The sequence below is a fragment of the Arthrobacter sp. TmtSoilC48 genome, from assembly GCF_059739425.1.
This window is the reverse complement of record NZ_AP046049.1, coordinates 2,055,444-2,073,977: the sequence shown is the minus strand read 5'-3', so window position 1 is coordinate 2,073,977 and position 18,534 is coordinate 2,055,444. Positions and strand designations below refer to the sequence as shown.

The 18,534-nt window shown below is 62.1% G+C and carries 17 protein-coding genes and 1 pseudogene; 7 read left to right on the top strand and 11 right to left on the bottom strand.

All coding sequences use genetic code 11. The features are described 5' to 3' along the window. Positions 1–32: 32 nt before the first annotated feature. Positions 33–1,661, bottom strand: a complete 1,629-nt coding sequence (locus AC6I97_RS09815) for an ABC transporter substrate-binding protein (protein ID WP_224088104.1) — start codon at positions 1,659–1,661, stop codon at positions 33–35. A 319-nt stretch (positions 1,662–1,980) separates the two neighbouring features. Here AC6I97_RS09815 and AC6I97_RS09810 point away from each other — a divergent pair, with 319 nt between their 5' ends. Next, the gene (locus tag AC6I97_RS09810; RefSeq protein ID WP_309928791.1) at positions 1,981–2,808 is read left to right on the top strand and encodes a caspase family protein; all 828 of its coding nucleotides are present in this window, start codon (positions 1,981–1,983) and stop codon (positions 2,806–2,808) included. Positions 2,809–2,837: 29 nt separating this feature from the next. On the opposite strand, the gene AC6I97_RS09805 is transcribed toward AC6I97_RS09810, so the two are convergent. Together AC6I97_RS09805 and mnmA are read right to left on the bottom strand one after the other, a co-directional pair. After that, a complete protein-coding gene (locus tag AC6I97_RS09805) occupies positions 2,838–4,463 on the bottom strand; it encodes a gluzincin family metallopeptidase (protein WP_497944786.1) in 1,626 nt (541 codons plus the stop codon). 103 nt (positions 4,464–4,566) lie between these two features. Next, a complete protein-coding gene (gene mnmA / locus AC6I97_RS09800; RefSeq protein ID WP_263422309.1) occupies positions 4,567–5,688 on the bottom strand; it encodes a tRNA 2-thiouridine(34) synthase MnmA in 1,122 nt (373 codons plus the stop codon). Between the two features lie 195 nt (positions 5,689–5,883). On the opposite strand from mnmA, the gene AC6I97_RS09795 reads away from it, so the two are divergent. Beyond that, entirely contained in the window at positions 5,884–7,137 is a 1,254-nt protein-coding gene (locus tag AC6I97_RS09795) for an NAD(P)/FAD-dependent oxidoreductase (RefSeq protein ID WP_497944785.1), read from the top strand. Positions 7,138–7,177: 40 nt separating this feature from the next. On the opposite strand, the gene AC6I97_RS09790 is transcribed toward AC6I97_RS09795, so the two are convergent. Both AC6I97_RS09790 and AC6I97_RS09785 read right to left on the bottom strand, forming a co-directional pair. Beyond that, entirely contained in the window at positions 7,178–8,407 is a 1,230-nt protein-coding gene (locus AC6I97_RS09790; protein ID WP_497944784.1) for a cysteine desulfurase family protein, read from the bottom strand. A 57-nt stretch (positions 8,408–8,464) separates the two neighbouring features. Then, positions 8,465–9,148 (bottom strand): helix-turn-helix transcriptional regulator, encoded by a 684-nt coding sequence (locus tag AC6I97_RS09785; RefSeq protein WP_497944783.1) that lies wholly within the window; start codon positions 9,146–9,148, stop codon positions 8,465–8,467. Between the two features lie 91 nt (positions 9,149–9,239). Between AC6I97_RS09785 and AC6I97_RS09780 the strand changes: the two genes are divergently transcribed. After that, the gene (locus tag AC6I97_RS09780) at positions 9,240–9,659 is read left to right on the top strand and encodes a hypothetical protein (protein WP_497944782.1); all 420 of its coding nucleotides are present in this window, start codon (positions 9,240–9,242) and stop codon (positions 9,657–9,659) included. Positions 9,660–9,662: 3 nt separating this feature from the next. On the opposite strand, the gene AC6I97_RS09775 is transcribed toward AC6I97_RS09780, so the two are convergent. Together AC6I97_RS09775 and AC6I97_RS09770 are read right to left on the bottom strand one after the other, a co-directional pair. After that, entirely contained in the window at positions 9,663–10,379 is a 717-nt protein-coding gene (locus AC6I97_RS09775; protein WP_497944781.1) for a hypothetical protein, read from the bottom strand. Between the two features lie 129 nt (positions 10,380–10,508). After that, positions 10,509–11,435, bottom strand: a complete 927-nt coding sequence (locus tag AC6I97_RS09770; protein WP_497944780.1) for a diacylglycerol/lipid kinase family protein — start codon at positions 11,433–11,435, stop codon at positions 10,509–10,511. Between the two features lie 122 nt (positions 11,436–11,557). Between AC6I97_RS09770 and AC6I97_RS09765 the strand changes: the two are divergent. The 4 genes and pseudogenes from AC6I97_RS09765 (at position 11,558) to AC6I97_RS09750 (ending at position 14,678) form a co-directional block, all read left to right on the top strand. Further along, a pseudogene (locus tag AC6I97_RS09765) lies at positions 11,558–12,498 on the top strand (J domain-containing protein). Between the two features lie 85 nt (positions 12,499–12,583). Next, complete coding sequence (locus tag AC6I97_RS09760) at positions 12,584–13,051, top strand: tRNA (cytidine(34)-2'-O)-methyltransferase (protein ID WP_224088121.1); 468 nt, start codon at positions 12,584–12,586, stop codon at positions 13,049–13,051. 186 nt (positions 13,052–13,237) lie between these two features. After that, complete coding sequence (gene sigK, locus AC6I97_RS09755; RefSeq protein ID WP_497947011.1) at positions 13,238–13,843, top strand: ECF RNA polymerase sigma factor SigK; 606 nt, start codon at positions 13,238–13,240, stop codon at positions 13,841–13,843. A 1-nt stretch (position 13,844) separates the two neighbouring features. Beyond that, on the top strand, positions 13,845–14,678 hold the full coding sequence (locus AC6I97_RS09750) for an anti-sigma factor (protein WP_497944779.1): 834 nt from the start codon (positions 13,845–13,847) through the stop codon (positions 14,676–14,678). 97 nt (positions 14,679–14,775) lie between these two features. On the opposite strand, the gene AC6I97_RS09745 is transcribed toward AC6I97_RS09750, so the two are convergent. The 4 genes from AC6I97_RS09745 to AC6I97_RS09730 form a co-directional block, all read right to left on the bottom strand. Continuing rightward, the gene (locus tag AC6I97_RS09745; RefSeq protein ID WP_497944778.1) at positions 14,776–16,179 is read right to left on the bottom strand and encodes a GntT/GntP/DsdX family permease; all 1,404 of its coding nucleotides are present in this window, start codon (positions 16,177–16,179) and stop codon (positions 14,776–14,778) included. Then, positions 16,176–16,721 (bottom strand): gluconokinase, encoded by a 546-nt coding sequence (locus tag AC6I97_RS09740; RefSeq protein WP_497944777.1) that lies wholly within the window; start codon positions 16,719–16,721, stop codon positions 16,176–16,178. Before AC6I97_RS09740 ends, AC6I97_RS09745 begins: the two co-directional genes overlap by 4 nt. Positions 16,722–16,795: 74 nt before the next feature. Continuing rightward, positions 16,796–17,575: a PIG-L deacetylase family protein gene (locus AC6I97_RS09735; protein WP_224164788.1), complete on the bottom strand. Its 780-nt coding sequence runs from the start codon at positions 17,573–17,575 to the stop codon at positions 16,796–16,798. 5 nt (positions 17,576–17,580) lie between these two features. Further along, positions 17,581–18,534: an electron transfer flavoprotein subunit alpha/FixB family protein gene (locus tag AC6I97_RS09730; protein WP_224088130.1), complete on the bottom strand. Its 954-nt coding sequence runs from the start codon at positions 18,532–18,534 to the stop codon at positions 17,581–17,583.

The window sequence follows — 18,534 nt, the reverse complement described above, 5'->3', positions numbered from 1 at the left end:
CGTCCCGCCTCCTTCCCACCACAGAGGCGTGGTTACTTGGAAATCGTTCCGAGGCGGAACTTGAAGGATGCGTCCAGCGTCTTCTCGACGCCGTTCACGCCGCTTCCGGCCACCGCAACCTGGGCGCCCTGCAGCAGGGGAAGGGTTGAGATGTCCTTGGCGAGTGCGTTCTGGACATCTTTGATGTCCGCCTCACGCTTGGTCTTGTCAGCCTCGGTCAGCTGCTTGGCGATCAAGTCGTTCACAGTGGGGTTGTTGTAGTGGTTCTTCAGGAAGCCGCCGTCCGGGAAGAACGGGGTCAGGTAGTTATCGGCGTCGCTGAAGTCGGGGAACCAGCCAAACTGGAACACAGGGTACTCGTCAGCGCGGCTCGCCTTGCTGTAGGTAACCCATTCAGTGGACTGCAGGTTGACCTTGAAGAGTCCGGACTTCTCCAGTTGTTCCTTGATCATGGCGTACTCGTCACCGGAGGAGCCGCCGTAGTGGTCCGGGTTGTACTGCAGGTTCAACGCAACGGGCTCCGTGATTCCGGCATCCGCCAGGACCTTCTTTGCCTTGTCCAGGCTCGGCTTTCCGTTGTCTCCATAGGCGTCCTTGAATGACTCGTTGGCGCCAAGGAATCCGCTGGGCACGTTGGAGTACAGCGGGAGGTAGGTGCCCTTGTAGACCTGGTCGGCAATGGCCTGCCGGTCCACGAGGTTGGCTACGGCTTGCCGGACGGCGAGCGCCTTGGCGGGATCAGCGCCGGCTGCCTTGGTGCCGAACGGCATGGTGTCGAAGTTGAAGGTGATGTAGCGGATCTCGCCGCCCGGTCCCGTCAACACCTTGACCTTGGAGTCTTTCCGAAGGTCATCAACGTCCGTGGCACTGAGGCTGCGGAAGGCGACGTCGATGTTGCCCTGCTGGATGTCCAGCTTGAGGTTGGTGGGGCTGGCGTAGTACTTGATGGTGGCTTCGTCGTTTGCCGGCTTGCCAAGAACACCTTTGTAGTCACCGAAGGCCTTGAAGCTGACAAGTTCGTTCTTCTTGTAGCTATCGATCGTGTATTGGCCGTAGAAGGCCTTGGCCTTGATGATCTCGTCGTCAGGAAGGATCTTGTCCGCGGGGAAAACTTCGTCGTCGACAATGGGCGCCGCAGGACTGCTGAGGATCTGGCTGAATGTCTGGTCGTTTGCCTTCTTCAGCTTGAAAACCACCGTGGTGGCGTCAGGAGTGCCCACACTCTCGATGTTGGTCAGCAGGGACGCCGGGCCGGCGGGGTCGTTGATGGCGACCTGCCGGTCAAAGGAGAACTTGACGTCTTTGGAATCCAACGTGTGTCCATTGGCCCATTTCAGGCCGGACTTGAGCTTGACGGTGTATTCGGTCGGTGCCGTAAATGAGGACGACTCCGCAAGGTCCGGGACCGGTTCTGCACCCCCAGGCTTGGAGTTCAACAGGAACGAGTAAATCTGGTTCATCACCATGAACGAACCATTGTCATAGGATCCTGCCGGGTCCAATGCGGTGACTTTGTCTGTGGTGCCGTAGGCGATCGGGCCGGCGGCGGCCGGGGCGGACGAGGAACCGCCGCCGGAGGGGCCCGTGCATGCAGTCAAAGCGAGGGCGGAAACGCCCGCCAGCGCGATAACGCCATGCAGGGCCTTCTTCTTCAGTGCCATCTGTGAACCTTCTGTTCGATGGATTAGGCGCACCGCCGTGGGATATTTGTGACGGAGCGCACTCTTGATTCCACGATTCAATCAGACTTCGGCGCCCCGGGGACCTTGATTTGGTGATTCGAGACACAATATTTACCTACGAGTAGGTTTGCCCGGGGACGCCAAAGCATTGCCCCCGGAGGGTCGCAGGAATATCTTTATTCCGAGTTGACAAGCGCTGATCACGGGCAGGCGGAACGCGGCCGTGGACAGCATCCAGGCGGCGGTTCAGGGGGCCGCCGAGGTAATGGGTGCAAGGACCAGTCCTAAGGACAGGAACATGAGCAAGGCAGCCCTCTGCGTGGGGATCAACAAGTTCAAGTATTTACCCGAATCGAGCTGGCTTCACGGTTGCGTTAATGACGCTGAAGACCTGGCCGCCCTCCTTGAGGCGCAGTATGGATTCGCGTCCTCCAGCATCAAGGTCTTGAGGGATGCCAAGGCCAACAAAAAGTCCGTAATGGCCGAACTCAACAAGCTGGTCGATAGCGCGGTGGACGGAAAATCCAACCACATCGTCTTCACCTTCTCCAGCCATGGCACGCAGATACCCGATGTCAGCGGCGATGAAGCCGACCGGCTGGACGAGGCCTTCGCCTGCTATGACATCAACAACTCCGGCGACTCATGGGACCCGGACACAGTGATCACGGACGATGAGCTGGCGACGCTCTTCGCGCGGCTGCCGGACGGTGTCCTTATGGATGTGGTGCTGGACACCTGCCACAGCGGTACTGGACTGAAGTCCCTGGACCTGTTGCCAGGCCGGCGTCCCCGCTTCCTGCCCGCTCCGACGCCCCGGGCCGTGATCGCGAACGAGTTCAGCGACACACGTACCCTGCGCGACCTGGTGAAATCAGCAAAAGGGGCCAAGCCCGTGCTGATGGCAGCCTGCCGATCGGACCAGACGGCTGCGGACGCCCTCATTGACGGACGCTACAACGGCGCCTTCACCTATCACTTCGTGAAGTCCCTCCAGGGCAATGGCACTGTAGTCCGGGCGGAAGTCCTGAAACTGGTGAGCAAGGGTCTCAAAGGCGGCGGTTTTGATCAAATCGCCCAATTGGAAGGCACGACGGCGGCACGCAAGGCTGCGTGGGGCAGCTAACCCTTGGCTGGCGCCCAAGGAGGCATCAGCTATTCCCCCGTGCCGTGGAACTTGTTCCTGACCCCGGAAGATGCGGCTTCCTCGGCGTCGTGCTGTTGATCTGAACCAAACAGCATGCCCTGCCGCTCCCTGTCCATTACCGGTTTGAGGGCGGCGTATACCAGGCGGCCACCGGCGTCGAACCTGAGGACTCCTCCTCCACGGACATCTACGAAATCCCGCCGTGTCTTCAGGCCAAGGCGGACGTAGGCCTCCTTACGGCTCATCCGCACCGTTTGAATGAATGATGCCCCGATTTCGGAGATGATGAAGCCGTCCGGTGACACGCGTTCGGACGTACGCACTCGCGTGGAGCTCAGTGGTGTGCGCCGCTCGAGGCGGGCCGCGTCCAGGAGCCTCGGGTTTTCCCACACGAAGCGTTGCACTTCCTGGGGGTCTGACCCCAGGGCCGACAGCCGGATGGGATAGCGAAGACCCTGGTAGTTATCCACCCCGCTGATGTTGTTCAGCGACACCCGGCGGATCCCGATGGCCGAGAATTCCGCTTGGAGGGCATCCCGGTAGCCGTAGGTGTCTTCGGGGACCATGTCCAGGTCCGCGGCAATGATGCCACGTAGGAGGTCCCGCCAAGTGACGTCCACAGGTGGCATGTAGGAAAGGCCCCTGATCACCATTCGCAGAACCCTCATGGCCACGATGGAACCGGATTCGGCTTTCTGCTGCAGGCTTTGGTTGTCCCCAAAACGGGCATTTCTTTCCGACCACAAACGCTGGACGGCCCGGAGTACTGCCCCGACCACCACAGCCCCGCGGGCGTGCGGATCCAGCATGGTTTGCCACCCCTCAGGAACGGCGCCAACAAATGGTTCCCTCAGGGGACCACGGGCGAAAAGGTCCCTCGCAAAGTCAAAGAGGGACCTTATCAGGATCGCGTCGTCCACGACCTGGCCTGCTTCGAAGCCTTCCCCGGCAGCTTCAAGTTCCCGGAAGACCACCTCACGCGATGAAAACACCGACAGTATGGCCACCAGGTCTGCCAGTGCCTCATGCATGGCAAGTTGCTCCATGGTGGCCAGCTGGTCCGCCCATGCCGGCCGGAAGCCGTCAAGGATCGCATGGGTGACTTCGTGGGCAACGATGTCCCTGTAGAGGGCAGTGGGTACTTTGTAGCCCATGCGGTCCACCGAGCCGAAGCGGATGGTGTTGGTACCGCGCTCATAGCCGGTATCGACGGCTGTGACACGATCCCTTGCCTTCAGGACCACCCGCCCCTCCGGATTCCAGGGCATCCGCCGGCCGAGGGTGGATTCGAAGATATCCAGGGTGCTCATGGCCACGCCGTAGACGTGCTGGGCGAGAAAGCGGGTATCGTCCAGGAGTTCGCGAAGGTCCGTGGGTGGAGGTTCTGAAACCAGTTGCCAGGGGTCGCCTTGGCTGGTCAGGGTAACCGGCGACACATTGGTTCCGCGCCACTTGCGGATGTGGATCGCGTAGCGGTGTCCAGTGGGGCCACGCCGGAGCCGCTCGACGGGTATCCGCACTTGGGCTGTCAGCGGTGGCGCCCCGCCAAAACCTATCGGCCCCTCTGCAAGGACCGTTACGGAGACCATCTGCCCGGCTTTGATGTCTCCCGGGCTCTTCTTTGGAAATGCCACAGCCATCGCCATCTTCGAATGCGGACCCCAACACACCGCAGCGGTTGTGCTGCTTAGGCCAGTATGGGGGCCCTCAAACCCGGAGGCAATAATCCGCTAACGGCTAGAGCACTGCCCTCTGCAGGGAACGCGCGGCGTCGATGGTTGCCTGTCCCAGTACCCGGGTGCCCTGATAGAGGACAATGGTCTGGCCAGGCGCCACTCCCCGCAGCGGCTCGGTCAGGGTGACCACGAGTTCCGCCCGCTCGACACCCTCTTCATCGGCAACCGGCTCAACGTGTGCACGGGCCGGAACGGGGTCGCCATGCGCCCGCACCTGGGCGTGGCATTCGAATTCCGCACCGGTCTCAACCTCGGAGATGGGCAAACCGGCCCAGGACACCTTGATTCCGCGGATTTCATCGATGGCAAGGAGCGCTTCCGGCCCCACGACAACCTTGTTTTCCTTTGGCCGGATTTCCAGGACGAACCGGGGCTTGCCATCGGAGGCCGGCGTGCCCAGCTTCAGTCCCCGGCGCTGGCCGACGGTGAAGGCGTTGGCACCGGGGTGCTCCCCTACCTTCGTGCCGGTTTCGTCCACGATGTCGCCGGTTGTCATTTCGATTTTCTCGGCCAGCCAGCCACGCGTATCTCCATCGGAGATGAAGCAGATATCGTGGCTATCGGGCTTGTTTGCCACCGACAAACCCCGCCTTTCGGCCTCGGCCCTTACCTCGGCCTTGGAGGGAGTGTCCGCAAGCGGGAACATGGAGTGCTTAAGCTGCTCGTGCGTCAGGACGCCCAGGACATAGCTTTGGTCCTTGGCCCAGTCCGCCGCACGATGCAGTTCGCGGTTGCCGTCGGCGTCTTCGATTACTTTGGCGTAGTGCCCGGTGCACACAGCGTCAAAGCCCAGGGCAATGGCCTTTTCCAGCAAGGCAGCAAACTTGATGCGCTCGTTGCAACGCATGCACGGATTCGGGGTGCGTCCGGCAGCATATTCGTCGATGAAGTCCTGGACGACATCTTCCTTGAAGCGTTCGGAGAAGTCCCACACGTAGTAGGGAATCCCCAGGACGTCACAGGCGCGCCACGCATCGCGGGAGTCTTCAATAGTGCAGCATCCCCGGCTTCCGGTGCGAAGGGTGCCGGGCATGCGAGACAACGCAAGGTGGACTCCGACGACGTCGTGTCCGGCCTCGACGGCGCGGGCGGCGGCCACGGCGGAGTCGACTCCGCCGCTCATTGCTGCAAGTACTCGCATGCTGGCTTTCCGTGATTCAGGGGGTTTTGGATGGTGATTCCGGCTGAGGCGAGCCGGCACGCCCAACTATTCTAGCGCCCGCACCAATGTGCGCGCTAAATCCCTTGACTGGGCATAGTACGAAATCTAAAGTCAAAGTAAGTTGTTTTAGAAGAGCCAAGACAAAGGTGGGCTGAAATGACGCATGAACGAATGGTCATCGCCGGAGGCGGCCTGGCCGGTGCAACCGCAGCAAAAACCCTTCGCTCAGAAGGCTTTGCCGGACCAGTTACCCTCCTGGCATCCGAGGAGCGGATCCCTTACCTTCGGCCACCCCTTTCCAAGGAGTTCCTTCTGGGCAAGGACGACGAGGATAGCGTCCCGGTGGTGCCGGCTGGCTGGTACGAAGAAAACGACGTCGAACTGCTGTTGGGCAATCCCGCATCGGGCATCGACGCGGGAAGCCGCACCGTCACGCTAAAGGACGGCCGAAGCCTGGACTACGCCAAGTTGCTGATAGCCACCGGGGCGCAACCCCGGCAGATTCCGCTGCCCGGCACGGACCTGGAGGGAGTCATGACATTCAGGACGTTCGGGGACAGCCTGCGCCTGCAGTCCCTGCTCCGGGACGGCGGCAGGCGTGTGGTCATGGTCGGTTCCGGATGGATCGGCATGGAATTGGCCGCAGCTGCCCGCACTTACGGCAATGATGTGGTCTTGCTTGGCTTGGAGGAAATCCCCCTCAGTGCCGCCATCGGCCCCGAATTGGGCAACTACTTCCGGGCACTCCATGAACAGAACGGTGTCAGCTTCAGGCTGCCCGCCAGCGCTGCCGGCATCGAAGGGAAGGATGGCCGCGCAACCGCAGTGCGGACCGACACCGGCGAGGTCCTGCCCGCAGATATCGTCATCATTGCCGTGGGGGTTGTGCCCGACACATCGTTGGCGGAAACAGCGGGGCTGACCCTGGACAACGGAATCCTGGTGGATTCCGCGCTTCGCACCAGCGCCCCGGACATCCTGGCAGCAGGTGACGTTGCCAACGCCATGCATCCCTTCACCGGCGAACACCACCGCAGTGAGCATTGGGCGAACGCACTTAATGGCGGCAAAGTGGCTGCCAAGACGATGCTGGACCAAAATGCCGCCTTGGATGTTGTCCCGTATTTCTATACGGATCAGTTCACCCTCAGCATGGAGTACTCGGGTTTCCCCTCGCTGGCCACCGGCGTAGAGCCTGTGATTCGCGGCTCGCTCGATGACGGCAGTTTCATCGCGTTCTGGATGCGCGATGGCCGGAAGGAGCAGGGCGAAGTGGTGGCCGGCATGAACGTGAACATGCGGCGCGTACAGAAGCCGATCAAGGCACTGATTTCAGGCCGGGTGCAGGTGAACATTGCACATCTCACGAGTCCCGACGTTCCCCTTGAGGACCTTTTGCCCGGCGACTGACTTTCGCGACCCGGCTTTTGCCGGGGGCCTCATTGCCGGGCTAAGACGCGGGGGCTCCCCGCCGCGCTACCGTTGCCGCTGTCTGGATGTTTGATTCATGACCGGCCATGCCTGCTTGACGGGCCCGGGCGCAAGCCTCGGGAAGCGCCTTGAGCAGGGCATCGACGTCGGCGTCCGTAGAGCTGTGCCCCAGCGTAAAGCGCTGGGCGCCACGGGCAGTGTCTTCGTCCAGGCCCATGGCCAGGAGGACGTGCGAAGGGCGGGGCACCCCGGCGGTGCAGGCCGAACCGGTAGATGATTCAACGCCGGCGAGGTCCAGAAGGAACAGGAGCGAATCTCCCTCGCAACCGGGAAAAGTAAAGTGGGCATTGCCGGGCAGTCGGCCTTCCCCGGGCGCCCCACGGAGCACAGCGTCCGGAACGGCCTGCCGAACCCCGGCGATCAGACGGTCGCGCAGCTTGCTGATGCGCTCGCCCTCGGCGGCAAGGTTACCGGTGACGGCCTCCGCAGCCGCCGCGAAGGCAGCAATGGCGGGCGTGTCCAGAGTCCCCGAGCGCACATCGCGCTCCTGCCCACCTCCGTGTTGAACCGGAGTCAACTTGATGGACCGTCCGAGGAACAACGCGCCCACGCCAACGGGCCCGCCGAGCTTATGTCCCGAGACGGACATTGCAGCGAGCCCGGAAGCCCGGAAATCGACCGGAATGGAGCCGAAGGCCTGGACCGCATCCGAGTGCACCGGAATCCCGTATCGGTTGGCCAGCTCCACTATTTCTGCGACGGGCTGAATGGTGCCCACTTCGTTATTGGCCCACATCACCGTGACAAGCGCGACAGAATCGGGGTCGCGCTGGAGTTCACGCTGCACGGCATCAAGCTGCACTGCACCCTCTGCATCCACCGGCAACCACACGGCCTCGGCTCCCTCATGACGCTCAAGCCACTCCACAGTGTCCAAGACCGCATGATGTTCGACGGCGGAACACAGGATGCGGGTCCGGCGGGGGTTTTCGTCATGGCGGGCCCAGAAAAGGCCCTTGACTGCCAGGTTGTCAGCCTCAGTCCCACCCGACGTGAAAATTACCTCGGACGGGTGGGCTCCAGCGGCCGCCGCCAACATTTCGCGCGCATCTTCCACCGCGCGCCTTGCCCGCCGCCCGGCTCCATGGAGGGAGGACGGGTTGCCGGTTCGCGCCAGCTCGCGCGTCATAACGGCAAGGGCTTGGGCCGACATGGGAGTGGTGGCGGCGTGGTCGAGGTATACAGGCACGTTGCAATTCTACCGGCGGCGTCATTTCATAGACCGCGAAAGCGTCAGGTCCTGGGGTCAGGTTTGGGGGTCCGGTTCCAGGCTACCAATCCGCGCACAGCAATGACCAGGGCCGGAATCCGGAAGGACGCTCTCACCACTGAGGCCGGATGCGGTGGCGGCGCCCTTGAGGAACGCGCCATTCATGGCGCATACCACCTGCTCATGGTCCTGCGAAAGCCGATGGAACGGACAGTTAAGCAGTCGGTACCCTCCCGCTCCATCAGCCACTGGTTCGTAGCCGAGGTCCGCCAAAGCACCCAGGAAATCGCCGGGCCTGCCCGCCTCCTGGCCCTTGCGGTCCGCAACATCCATCAACGCTTCCCGCACGGGCAGGTCCCCTTTCAGGGAACGCGTGATAGCTGTGGCCATCAAATCCCCGGCGAGATCGTACTGGCGCTCAGGGACGGAGGCAACAACCTCATCCATGGCTGGGCGGTAGAGCTTGGCAGGCCGGCCGGAACCGGGTCCGGCTTTGTCAGAGGACTTCCTGAACTCCACTTGCAGGACTCCATCCTTCACCAATCGATCCAAATGGAAGGAGGCCGTGCTTCGGGGAATACCGAGAACACGGGCCGCTTCGTCCCGTCCAACGGCGTCTGCAGCCCCGCGCACGTAGGCGAACAACACCCGGCGGTTGTCGTCGTCCAAGGAGGCGATCGCCGAAATCCTTTGGAGCCAAGAGTGGCGTGCAGTGGTCATACAGCCAGAATATCTCTAAAAACAAGATTCGTTGCTTAATCTTGGGATGAGATCTAAAATCAAGATACCTATTTTTAGAAAGGAATGCGTCATGGAAGCCGCAACGACCCATATGAGCAGGAAGTCCAGCCACGGCGAGCTCAGGGACCCTTCCCGGCAGGCCTTTATCCTCCTGAGGACGGTCTTCACGATTGCCCCGATCATTTTCGGGCTCGATAAATTCAGCAACCTCTTGACGGACTGGACTGTCTACCTGGCGCCCGCAGCCACCGCCGTCGTACCTGTTTCAGCCCAGACCTTCATGTACGGCGTGGGAGTCATCGAAATTATCGCCGGCATCGTCGTCGCCCTGCGGCCGCGCTGGGGATCCCTCGTTGTCACCGCCTGGCTGCTCGGCATCATCGTCAACCTGCTGGTGCTTGGCTCGTTCTTCGACGTCGCGCTGAGGGACTTCGGCCTGCTGGTGGGAGCACTCGCGCTGAACCGCCTGGCCACCGCGCTCAAGAAATAACACTCAGGCTGGTGGGACCACGGCCAACCCGGACTGGACCTCAGCCCTGGCCTTGGCCAGGGTCCCGCTATCCGGACAAGCAGTCGATATGTAGATAGAGGAAGCCGGGCTGCTGAAAAGCCTGGCGAGAACCAAAGCCGCGGTGCCACCGGAAGACGGAGCTGATTCCAAGGCCAAAAATTCCACTCTATGTTCCGGCTTGCCGGAATCCTGGCCCCACCGCAATGAGGCCGGCGTTAGCTTGTCCACATCGGCCCCGGGATCCAGGTAGCGGAACAGTTCCTTCGTGGACGCGGCGTCATCCCCGGGAACCACCAACGGTCCCTGGTTAACGCTGACCCTGACCACCACCACGCATCCATCAGTCTTCGCGAACCGGGTTTCACCTTGCAGGCCGGAGTGCACAACGGACCACCCCGGCGCTTCTTCCAGTTGGCTGGATACCAATACCGGATCTCCGGGCGCCAAGGTTTCTCCCGCGGCCAAGGGCAAGTCCTTCGCGGCGAGAGCCTCAGCATCGTGTCCGGGCGTAATGGTTGGAGTGGACAGCGTCGAGGCCGAAGGTGAAGGCTTTGGTGCTGCGGGATCAGGCACGTTCACACTGCATCCCGCAAGCAGCACAGCCGAAGCAGCCGCGGCACCCAAACCAGCCACGGCAGCAAACCCAGGCAGGGGGGCCACCATGCCCGGGACCTGCCGTCGTCCAACACCCCGTGCCATAGGCGGTCCTCTCTTTTGCCGACGAGCCACTTCTGCCGCCACCGAGTCTAACCTCCCGCCACAGCGGACCGTGGCCAGCGGACCAACGCGAAATGCCTCGCCCCTCCCAAAACCAAACTGCTCAAGCGACTAGGCAAGGACCCGCAGACCCCCGGGCACAACCTCGACCTCCACAGGCAATCTGCCCACGCGCTCGCCGTCGGCGTAGGCCACGACACCTTCTGCCTCCAGCCGCACTTTCCGAATCCGCCGGATCTCCACGGCCGGATGACCAAGGTGTTTGCCGGCGAACACCTTGGGAAACACCGCCAGGAAATTCAGCCGCGACAACGGCTTGACGATAAACAGATCCAGCCGCCCGTCGTCGGGCAACGCATTGGGCGTAATTCTCATGCCGCCGCCGATCGATTGGCCGTTCGCCACCGAAATCAGCAACGCCGGCTGCCGCCACTGCTCGCCGTCGGCCGTCACCGTGTATTCGATACGCCGGAAGGAACCGAGTTCCCGGAGCATCGCCAGGTTGTATCGGCTCTTTCCCTTGGGCCACCGCCACGAGTTCGCCCTCTCGTTAACGGCAGCGTCAAATCCGGCAGACAGGACCCCCGCAAAATAGCTGCTTCGCCCGGCGGCGGTGACGCGTCCGGCGTCGATCTTCCGCCCGCCCGATGCCATTGATGCCAGCAGGCGGTCGCACGCCGTCTTTGCGTCCCCGAGTGGCAAGCCCAGCAGCCTGGCAACATCGTTGCCAGTGCCGGCGGGAACAATTCCCAGCGGAAGATCCTTTCCGGCGAGCGCATTGACACCCAAATGGACCATGCCGTCCCCGCCCACCACAACCAGCGCACTGATGCCTGAAATTATGGCCTCATCAACCAGGGTCCGGAGGTCGTCGTAGCTTCCGGCTTCCAGTACGACGACGTCACAACCGGCGGCGCGAAGGCAGGCTGCGGCCTCGTCCCCGGCGAGGCCGTGGCGTCCGAACGATGCTGTTGGATTGATGGCAAGGGCGATCTTCTCCGGCGAGTGCTTGGGATTCTTGGGCGCCGGAGGATTCACCTGGTGAATTATGCCAGCCGGGAACCACCGCGCCCGCTGCCGACGTTCTCATAGTGGCTGGATAAACTGGCCGTACCGCCCCGACAGTGGAGCGGCCCACCATCCTAGAGAAGGGCCTGTGCTTGGCCGAGGGCAGCAGTTCCCACTATCAGGTTCTTCGTGTGTCCGTCACTGCGACGGACAAGGAGATCAAGGTGGCATACCGGAAGGCCGCCCGGAAGGCCCACCCCGATCACGGCGGCGAAGCCGAAATGTTCCGCCGTGTAACGCTCGCGTATGAAACCCTGATCGATCCGAAGCGTCGGGCCGAGTATGACCGGAGGTATGCCAGCGGCACCACCGGCCGCTCCCAACCGCGTCCGGGCGACTACACAGGCGCGCCTGCGCCGGGTCCGGCGACCAGCACGGGAGTCAGGCGTCCGCAGGCCCCGCGCAACACGGCAGGCGATCCGCCCGTCTACGTTCCCGCCTTTGATGACCCTCTTGAAGTTCCCCTTATTTCGATGGCAGAAGCTGCCCAACAGGTCCACGGCTTGCCGCGAAAGCGCGGCATTTTTGGAGCCGAAGCCCGCATCCAACGCGAGATGCGGACGGTACAGCTCATCAGCAGGCAGGTCCTGCCTGCCATCCCCGCCGCAAGGCTCATCAACGGGCTCCGCTCCCCCTCTGACAACAACCACATCGACCACGCAGTGCTTTCCGGCTACCGGCTGCACTGGTTGGTTCCATGCTGTTGCCCAAGGGCGCCTACGCGTGGGACGGCAATTCGTTGCGCCACGGCGGCCGGTCGGTGGCTCCGCCGCAGCTGGCCCACATCGTTCGCCATATGCAGGACATCTTCCCCGAGTTGAACGTCACCGGCTGGGTGGTCCTGCACAGTCCTGACGGCAACCTGCACGAACCAGTCATTGACCAGTACGGAAAAGGGCAAAGCCATAACGCGGTTGAGGTAGTCAACGGCGCAGGATTGGCCCGCGGCTTGAAGCAGTTCCTTGGTTCAGGACCAGCACCGAACACCGTGGTGGTTCCCGTTCTTGCCCGCTTGCTCCGCGGCATGCACTGACATCATGCTTTCGTGGACGCTGGCTGACTCATCATGAAGCCAGCTCGATGGAACCGGCTGGGGCGGGACTGGCTAGGATGGGACGGTGTTCCGCATCCTCTTCCACACTCCAGAAATCCCGGGCAATACGGGCAACGCCATTCGTTTGGCCGCCATCACCGGCGCCGAACTCCATCTGGTGGAGCCCCTGGGCTTTGACTTTTCCGATGCCAAGCTGCGACGGGCGGGCCTGGACTACCACGACCTCGCCGTCGTAACGGTCCATAAGGACATTAACGCAGCCTGGGCTGCCTTGCAGCCTGAGCGTGTGTTTGCTTTTACGTCCGACGGCGAAACGTCCTACACGGATATCAACTACCGCGAGGGCGACGTACTGATGTTCGGCCCTGAATCTGTCGGCCTCCCGGATTGGCTGAAGAAGGATCCGCACGTCACGGCCCGGGTGCGGCTCCCGATGCGGCCTTCCCTGCGTTCGTTGAACCTGGCAAACGCCGCGTCCATCGCCGTTTTCGAGGCGTGGCGGCAGAACGGATTTGCCGGCGCCAAGGTGTAGCCCATCCGCAGGGCCCGCAGCTGCGAATAACCTATGCAGGATCAATTCCTGCCTTGGACATTCGATGAGGGAGCCGATGTGAGCGCGCTGGAGGCCCTGGTGGTGGCAAACCGCTGCACGGCTGTGCGCACAACGACGCGCCCTCGTGCTGCGGGTTTCAAACCACACGACTTATGCTGGACAGTGATGGACATCCCCAACAATCCCGGTCCCCCGGTCGTCGAGACTTCGGGCACGGCGACAGACTTGAACTCGCAGCTCACGGGCCTGCTTGAATTGATTGCTGCAGGCGACCAGGTGGCCTTCGCCGAGTTTTACCGGCTGACCTCCAAACGGGTCTTTGGCATGGCCAGGCGCATCCTGATCGACTCCGAGCTGAGCGAAGACGCCACCCAGGAAGTCTTCATCCAGGTCTGGCAGGGCGCCGCCAGGTTCGATCGCGCGTCCGGCAGCCCCATGGCCTGGCTCATGACCATCGCTCATCGCCGTGCCATCGACCGCGTCCGTGCCGTGCAGGCAGCAACGGACCGCGAAGCCCGGTACGGCGCAGCGAGCCAGGACCTTGATCGCGACGTCGTATCCGAGGAAGCCGACACGAACTTTGAGGCCGAGGCCGTTAGCAGGTGCCTTGGCACATTGACGGATACCCAGCAGGAATCGGTCCGCCTCGCCTATTACGGTGGGCTCACTTACAGGGAGGTTGCGGAGCACCTTGGTGCCGCGGTCCCTACCATCAAGTCCCGCATCCGCGATGGACTCCTGCGCTTGAAGACCTGCTTGGGGGTGGGCTGAAATGAGCGAAAACAATGGTGGAGGATTTGTCCGCAGAATGTTCGCCAATGACATCGCAACCGACCTGGCCGAGGGCCGCGTCCTCGAACTCGCGGAAATCTATGCCTTGGATGCTGTCACCGAATCCGAACGGGCCCTGATTGACGATTACGTCAAGGACGCTCCGGAAGGCCCAGCGTTCCAGGAGCGGGTCCGGCAGGCCCGCGAGACCCTGGTGGCAGGTTTCGCTCCCGAGGAAGAGCCGCCCGCCGCCCTCTTCGGCAACATCATGGACCGGATCACGAAAGACGCTGCTGCACAGCCGGCTGCAGACGCGGCCCCTCCCGCGGCACCTGGGACCGTCGTCGATGAACTCGCCGCCGCCCGGACAAAGCGCGCAGAACGCCGAAGCTTCAGTGACGGACGCGCATGGCTGGTGGGTGCTGCGGCTGCTGCTGCCATAGCGTTGGGCGGCGTGGGTGTCGGTGCATACGTTGCCGCCCAGAACGACCCCGTGAACCAGGTCCTCCAGGCCCAGGATGTCCAGAAGAAAACTGCAGAGGTTCCTGGAGGGGGCACGGCAACGATTTCCGCTTCCTCCGCCAAGGACTCCTTTGTGGTGTTGATGGACGGCGTTGCCCCGGCCCCCGAGGGCAAGGTCTACCAGTTGTGGACATTGCCGAAGGATGGGTCAGCCCCCGTGCCGCAGGGCACTATGGACGCCCAGACATTGTCCAAGCCGGCAGTGGTGAAGGGGTTGTCTTCAGCTTCCTCAGTAGCTATTACGGTGGAGCCTGCTGGCGGGTCAAGCTCTCCCACGCAGCCACCTGTGTTGGTGGTTCCGCTGAGCGCCTGATCTCAGCCGGGAATGGCGTCAACCCTTAAGGCCCGACGGCGGCCGTCCCACCAAGGTGGGCCGGCCGCCGTCGTTCTTGCTTTCAGGTGAGTCGCAGCTACAAAACCAGCGACAAGAGCATCACGAACCCGAAGCCAACCACGGAGATCAGCGTCTCCATGACGGACCACGTCTTGAACGTCTGGCCCACCGTCAGCCCGAAGAGCTCCTTGACCAGCCAGAATCCCGCATCATTCACGTGCGAGAGGAACAATGAGCCTGCTCCGATTGCCAAGGCGAGCAGAGCCGCATGGGTGGGGGTCAAACTGCTGGCCAGCGGCGCGACGATGCCCGCAGCAGTCACGGTTGCAACGGTCGCCGAACCCGTGGCGAGGCGGAGCGCTACCGCCACGATGAAGCCCAGCACGAGGACAGACATGTTGGCGCCTTCTGCCCACTTCTTGACGGCGTCACCCACGCCGGCACCAATCAGCGTCTGCTTGAAGCCACCGCCAGCTCCGACGATCAAAAGGATTGCGGCGATGGGGCCCAGGCTGTCGCCCAGCTTGGCGGTGATCTTGCTGCCCGTGAATCCCACCGCGTATCCAAACGTCACAATGGCGGCCAGTACCGCCAACGTCATGGCGACCAGGGGCTGGCCCACGAAATCGAAGAAGATCCGGATCATCGGAGCGGTTGCTGCGTCCGGCCAGATGATGTCGCCCAATGCCTTGAGCAGCATGAGGACCACAGGGAAGATGATGGTCAGCAGCGTCACCAGGAACGAGGGCTGGCGCTTGACATCACTAAGGTCTGCGCGGTGCTTGGTGTCGATGCCACCCGCCACGGCGGGAGCCTCCACCGGAACCCAACGTGCGGCCAGCCGCGAGAAGAGCGGGCCACAAATAATGACCGTGGGAATGGCGACAAGGATACCCAGGCCCAGTGTTGTGCCCAATTCAGCCTTTACGGCGCTGATGGCGATCAGGGGTCCGGGGTGCGGGGGCACCAAGCCATGGAGAACGGAAAGCCCCGCCAAGGCCGGTATGGCTATCCGCATGAGCTTCATCCCGGATCTCTGCGTCACAAGGACAATCACCGGCAGCAGGAGCACCAGCCCGATTTCGAAGAACATCGGCAGCCCAATGATCACAGCCACAAGCGTGATCATCCAGACGATCTTGTTGCCGGTGGCCTTCGCCAACAAGGTGTCCACTACCCGGTTGGCCCCGCCCGAGTCGGCAAGCAATTTGCCAAGCATGGCGCCCAAGGCAATGAGGAGACCGACTTCCTTGAGGACTCCCCCAACCCCGTCTTCGAAGTTGGTAATGACTTTGCCCAGCTCCACACCCGAGGCAAGCCCAACAAACGCCGAGCCCAGCACCAGGGCCAGGAATGGGTGGAGTTTCAGCTTTGCGATCAGAACCACGATCAGCGCAATACCCAACGCTGCCACCACAAGAAGCTGGGTGTCGTGCCCGGACCATTCCTGCACCTGTGTGGCCGTTTCCAGCGCGATCATGAGGCTGCCGTTTCGGAACCGGCGCTCAGGGGACGCAAGCCGAGCCGTTCGATGACCTCGTCCGCCTCCTCAGCGGGCGAGGCCGAAACACACAGCGAGATGTAGTTCTCGTCTTCCGTGGGTTCCTCAAGTGCTTCGAACTGGGACTCCAGGAGCGAGGGCGGCATGAAGTGGCCGTGCCGCGACGCGAGCCGGTCCGAGATCCTGTCTTTGCTCCCTTGCAGGAAAACGAAGACAACCCCTTCGCCCCGGAGCACGTCGCGGTACTTCTTCTTCAATGCCGAGCACGTGATGATGGCCGGCGTACCGGCATCTGTGTGTTCCCGGATCCACTGGGCAATAATGCCAAGCCAAGGCCACCGGTCCTCATCGCTGAGGGCCTGGCCCGAGTGCATCTTGGCCACATTCGCTTCCGGATGGAGATCGTCGCCTTCGGCGAGATCCCATCCAAGCTTGCCGGCCAGTACGCCGGCTACAGTCGACTTGCCCGAACCGGAGACTCCCATAATCACCAGCACGGGTTGCTGTGCAGTCTTCGCCATCAAAGTCTGCCTTCCTCGAATAAATATGATTTAACCGAGGTCCAGCATATGACACGGGTTACATATCGGCAATGTCAAAAGCCGGCGATAGTACTGGATCCGTTGACGGACACTACGTGGAAACTCTCGGCGCTTGCCCCGGCAGGAAGCCCTGCACGGGCACCGTTGGCCATCAACATGCCACGGACCACGCGCTCCATCCCCTCGATGTCCGGGTGCTGGCTCGCGTGGATGCGGATCGCATCGAGCTTGGCATCAACATGCTTGGTGACGTCCACGAAATGGTTCTCACGGTCCTCTGGACTGGAGATAAACCAGAGCCAGGGAAGCTTGTAAGCCATAAGTCCGGCCTCAGCCAACTCAGGGTAGGCAAAGGGATTCTCCACGGCGGGATAAACCGCCCTGGTTACGGCCTCCCCGGCTGCGAGGTGATCGGGGTGACTCTTCTGAAGGCGGTCCCAGTTCCGTTCCGGGTGCATGGTCAACACGATGTCCGGGCGGATTTCCCGGATGAGCTTCACAACCTGCTTGATGACGTTGTGTGTCGGCTCAAGGTAGCCATCGTGTTCGTGCAGGTACCGGATGTCTTTGACTCCCACCAACTCTGCCGCCCGTTGCTGTTCCGTGGCACGGAGTTCGATAATGCGTTCCCGGTCAACGGGATCAAATCCGCCGGCGTCGCCATCAGTCATGATGCAGTAGGTGACCTGTACGCCGGCGGCAGTCCAGGCAGCTATGGTTCCTGCGGCTCCGAAGTCGATGTCGTCAGGATGGGCAGTAAAACAAAGCACCCGCTCAACACGCTCCGTGGAGGTGTTGAACGGGCTCTTTGCTGACGAAACGCCAGAAGTCAAAGGGATCAGCCTTTCCGCTTTTTGATCTCAGCTGTTGCCTGCGGCACAACTTTGAAAAGATCACCGATGATGCCGAAGTCCGCGATCTCAAAGACAGGAGACTCTGCATCCTTGTTGATCGCCACAATGACCTTGGACGTCTGCATTCCAGCCTTTTGCTGGATTGCTCCTGAGATGCCTGCCGAAATATACAGCTGCGGAGACACAGTCACACCGGTTTGGCCCACTTGGGCGTCGTGGCCAATCCACCCAGCATCGGTTGCTGCCCGCGAAGCGCCAACCGCAGCACCAAGGGCATCGGCGAGTTCTTCCAACGGGCCAAAGTCGCCATCGACCCCCCGCCCGCCGGCCACAACGATCCTGGCCTCGCTGAGGTCAGGCCGGCCACTGGCGGGCTTCACCGTGCGCGAGGAGATCCGGGCCGCATTCGCTGCAGCATCTGCAGGAACCTCAACCTTGGCTGTCGCGGGAGCTGCGGCTGCGCCTGCCGGCTCTGGTTCCACGATGTTCGCTTTTACGGAAAAGACCGACACCGGAGTAGTAGCCTTCGCCGTGGTGTTGTAGGAACCCGCGAGAACCGACTTGTGGGCGGTGCCATCCGCATCCACACCAACGACGTCGGTGATGACTCCGGCGTTCAGCTTAATGCCGAGTCGTCCCGCGATCTCTTTGCCCTCCGGCGAGTTTTCGACCAGGACAGCTGTTGCTCCTGAAGCCGCCACTGCCGCCGCGAGGTACCCGGCCTTAGCCGCAACCAGGTAGTCGTCCAGGTCATCCGCAGAGGGCTGGAAGATCGTCGCCACGCCATAGGCACCCAAGGTAGCTGCGACGTCGTCGGTTAATTCACCGTTGATCGCGACGGCGGTCTCCCCCAGCTTCCGCGCAAGGGTCAGGAGCTCCAAACTGCTCTTCTTGAGCGCAGCCCCGGGATTGTCAATGAAAACAAGTGCATTTGCCAT

Coding starts and splice junctions, on each gene's coding strand:
- AC6I97_RS09815 (WP_224088104.1), bottom strand. CDS start 1,661: ATGGCACTGAAGAAGAAGGCCCTGCATGGCGTTATCGCGCTGGCGGGC.
- AC6I97_RS09810 (WP_309928791.1), top strand. CDS start 1,981: ATGAGCAAGGCAGCCCTCTGCGTGGGGATCAACAAGTTCAAGTATTTA.
- mnmA (WP_263422309.1), bottom strand. CDS start 5,688: ATGAGCGGCGGAGTCGACTCCGCCGTGGCCGCCGCCCGCGCCGTCGAG.
- AC6I97_RS09795 (WP_497944785.1), top strand. CDS start 5,884: ATGACGCATGAACGAATGGTCATCGCCGGAGGCGGCCTGGCCGGTGCA.
- AC6I97_RS09785 (WP_497944783.1), bottom strand. CDS start 9,148: ATGACCACTGCACGCCACTCTTGGCTCCAAAGGATTTCGGCGATCGCC.
- AC6I97_RS09780 (WP_497944782.1), top strand. CDS start 9,240: ATGGAAGCCGCAACGACCCATATGAGCAGGAAGTCCAGCCACGGCGAG.
- AC6I97_RS09775 (WP_497944781.1), bottom strand. CDS start 10,379: ATGGCACGGGGTGTTGGACGACGGCAGGTCCCGGGCATGGTGGCCCCC.
- sigK (WP_497947011.1), top strand. CDS start 13,238: ATGGACATCCCCAACAATCCCGGTCCCCCGGTCGTCGAGACTTCGGGC.
- AC6I97_RS09750 (WP_497944779.1), top strand. CDS start 13,845: ATGAGCGAAAACAATGGTGGAGGATTTGTCCGCAGAATGTTCGCCAAT.
- AC6I97_RS09745 (WP_497944778.1), bottom strand. CDS start 16,179: ATGATCGCGCTGGAAACGGCCACACAGGTGCAGGAATGGTCCGGGCAC.
- AC6I97_RS09740 (WP_497944777.1), bottom strand. CDS start 16,721: ATGGCGAAGACTGCACAGCAACCCGTGCTGGTGATTATGGGAGTCTCC.
- AC6I97_RS09730 (WP_224088130.1), bottom strand. CDS start 18,534: ATGGCAAATGCACTTGTTTTCATTGACAATCCCGGGGCTGCGCTCAAG.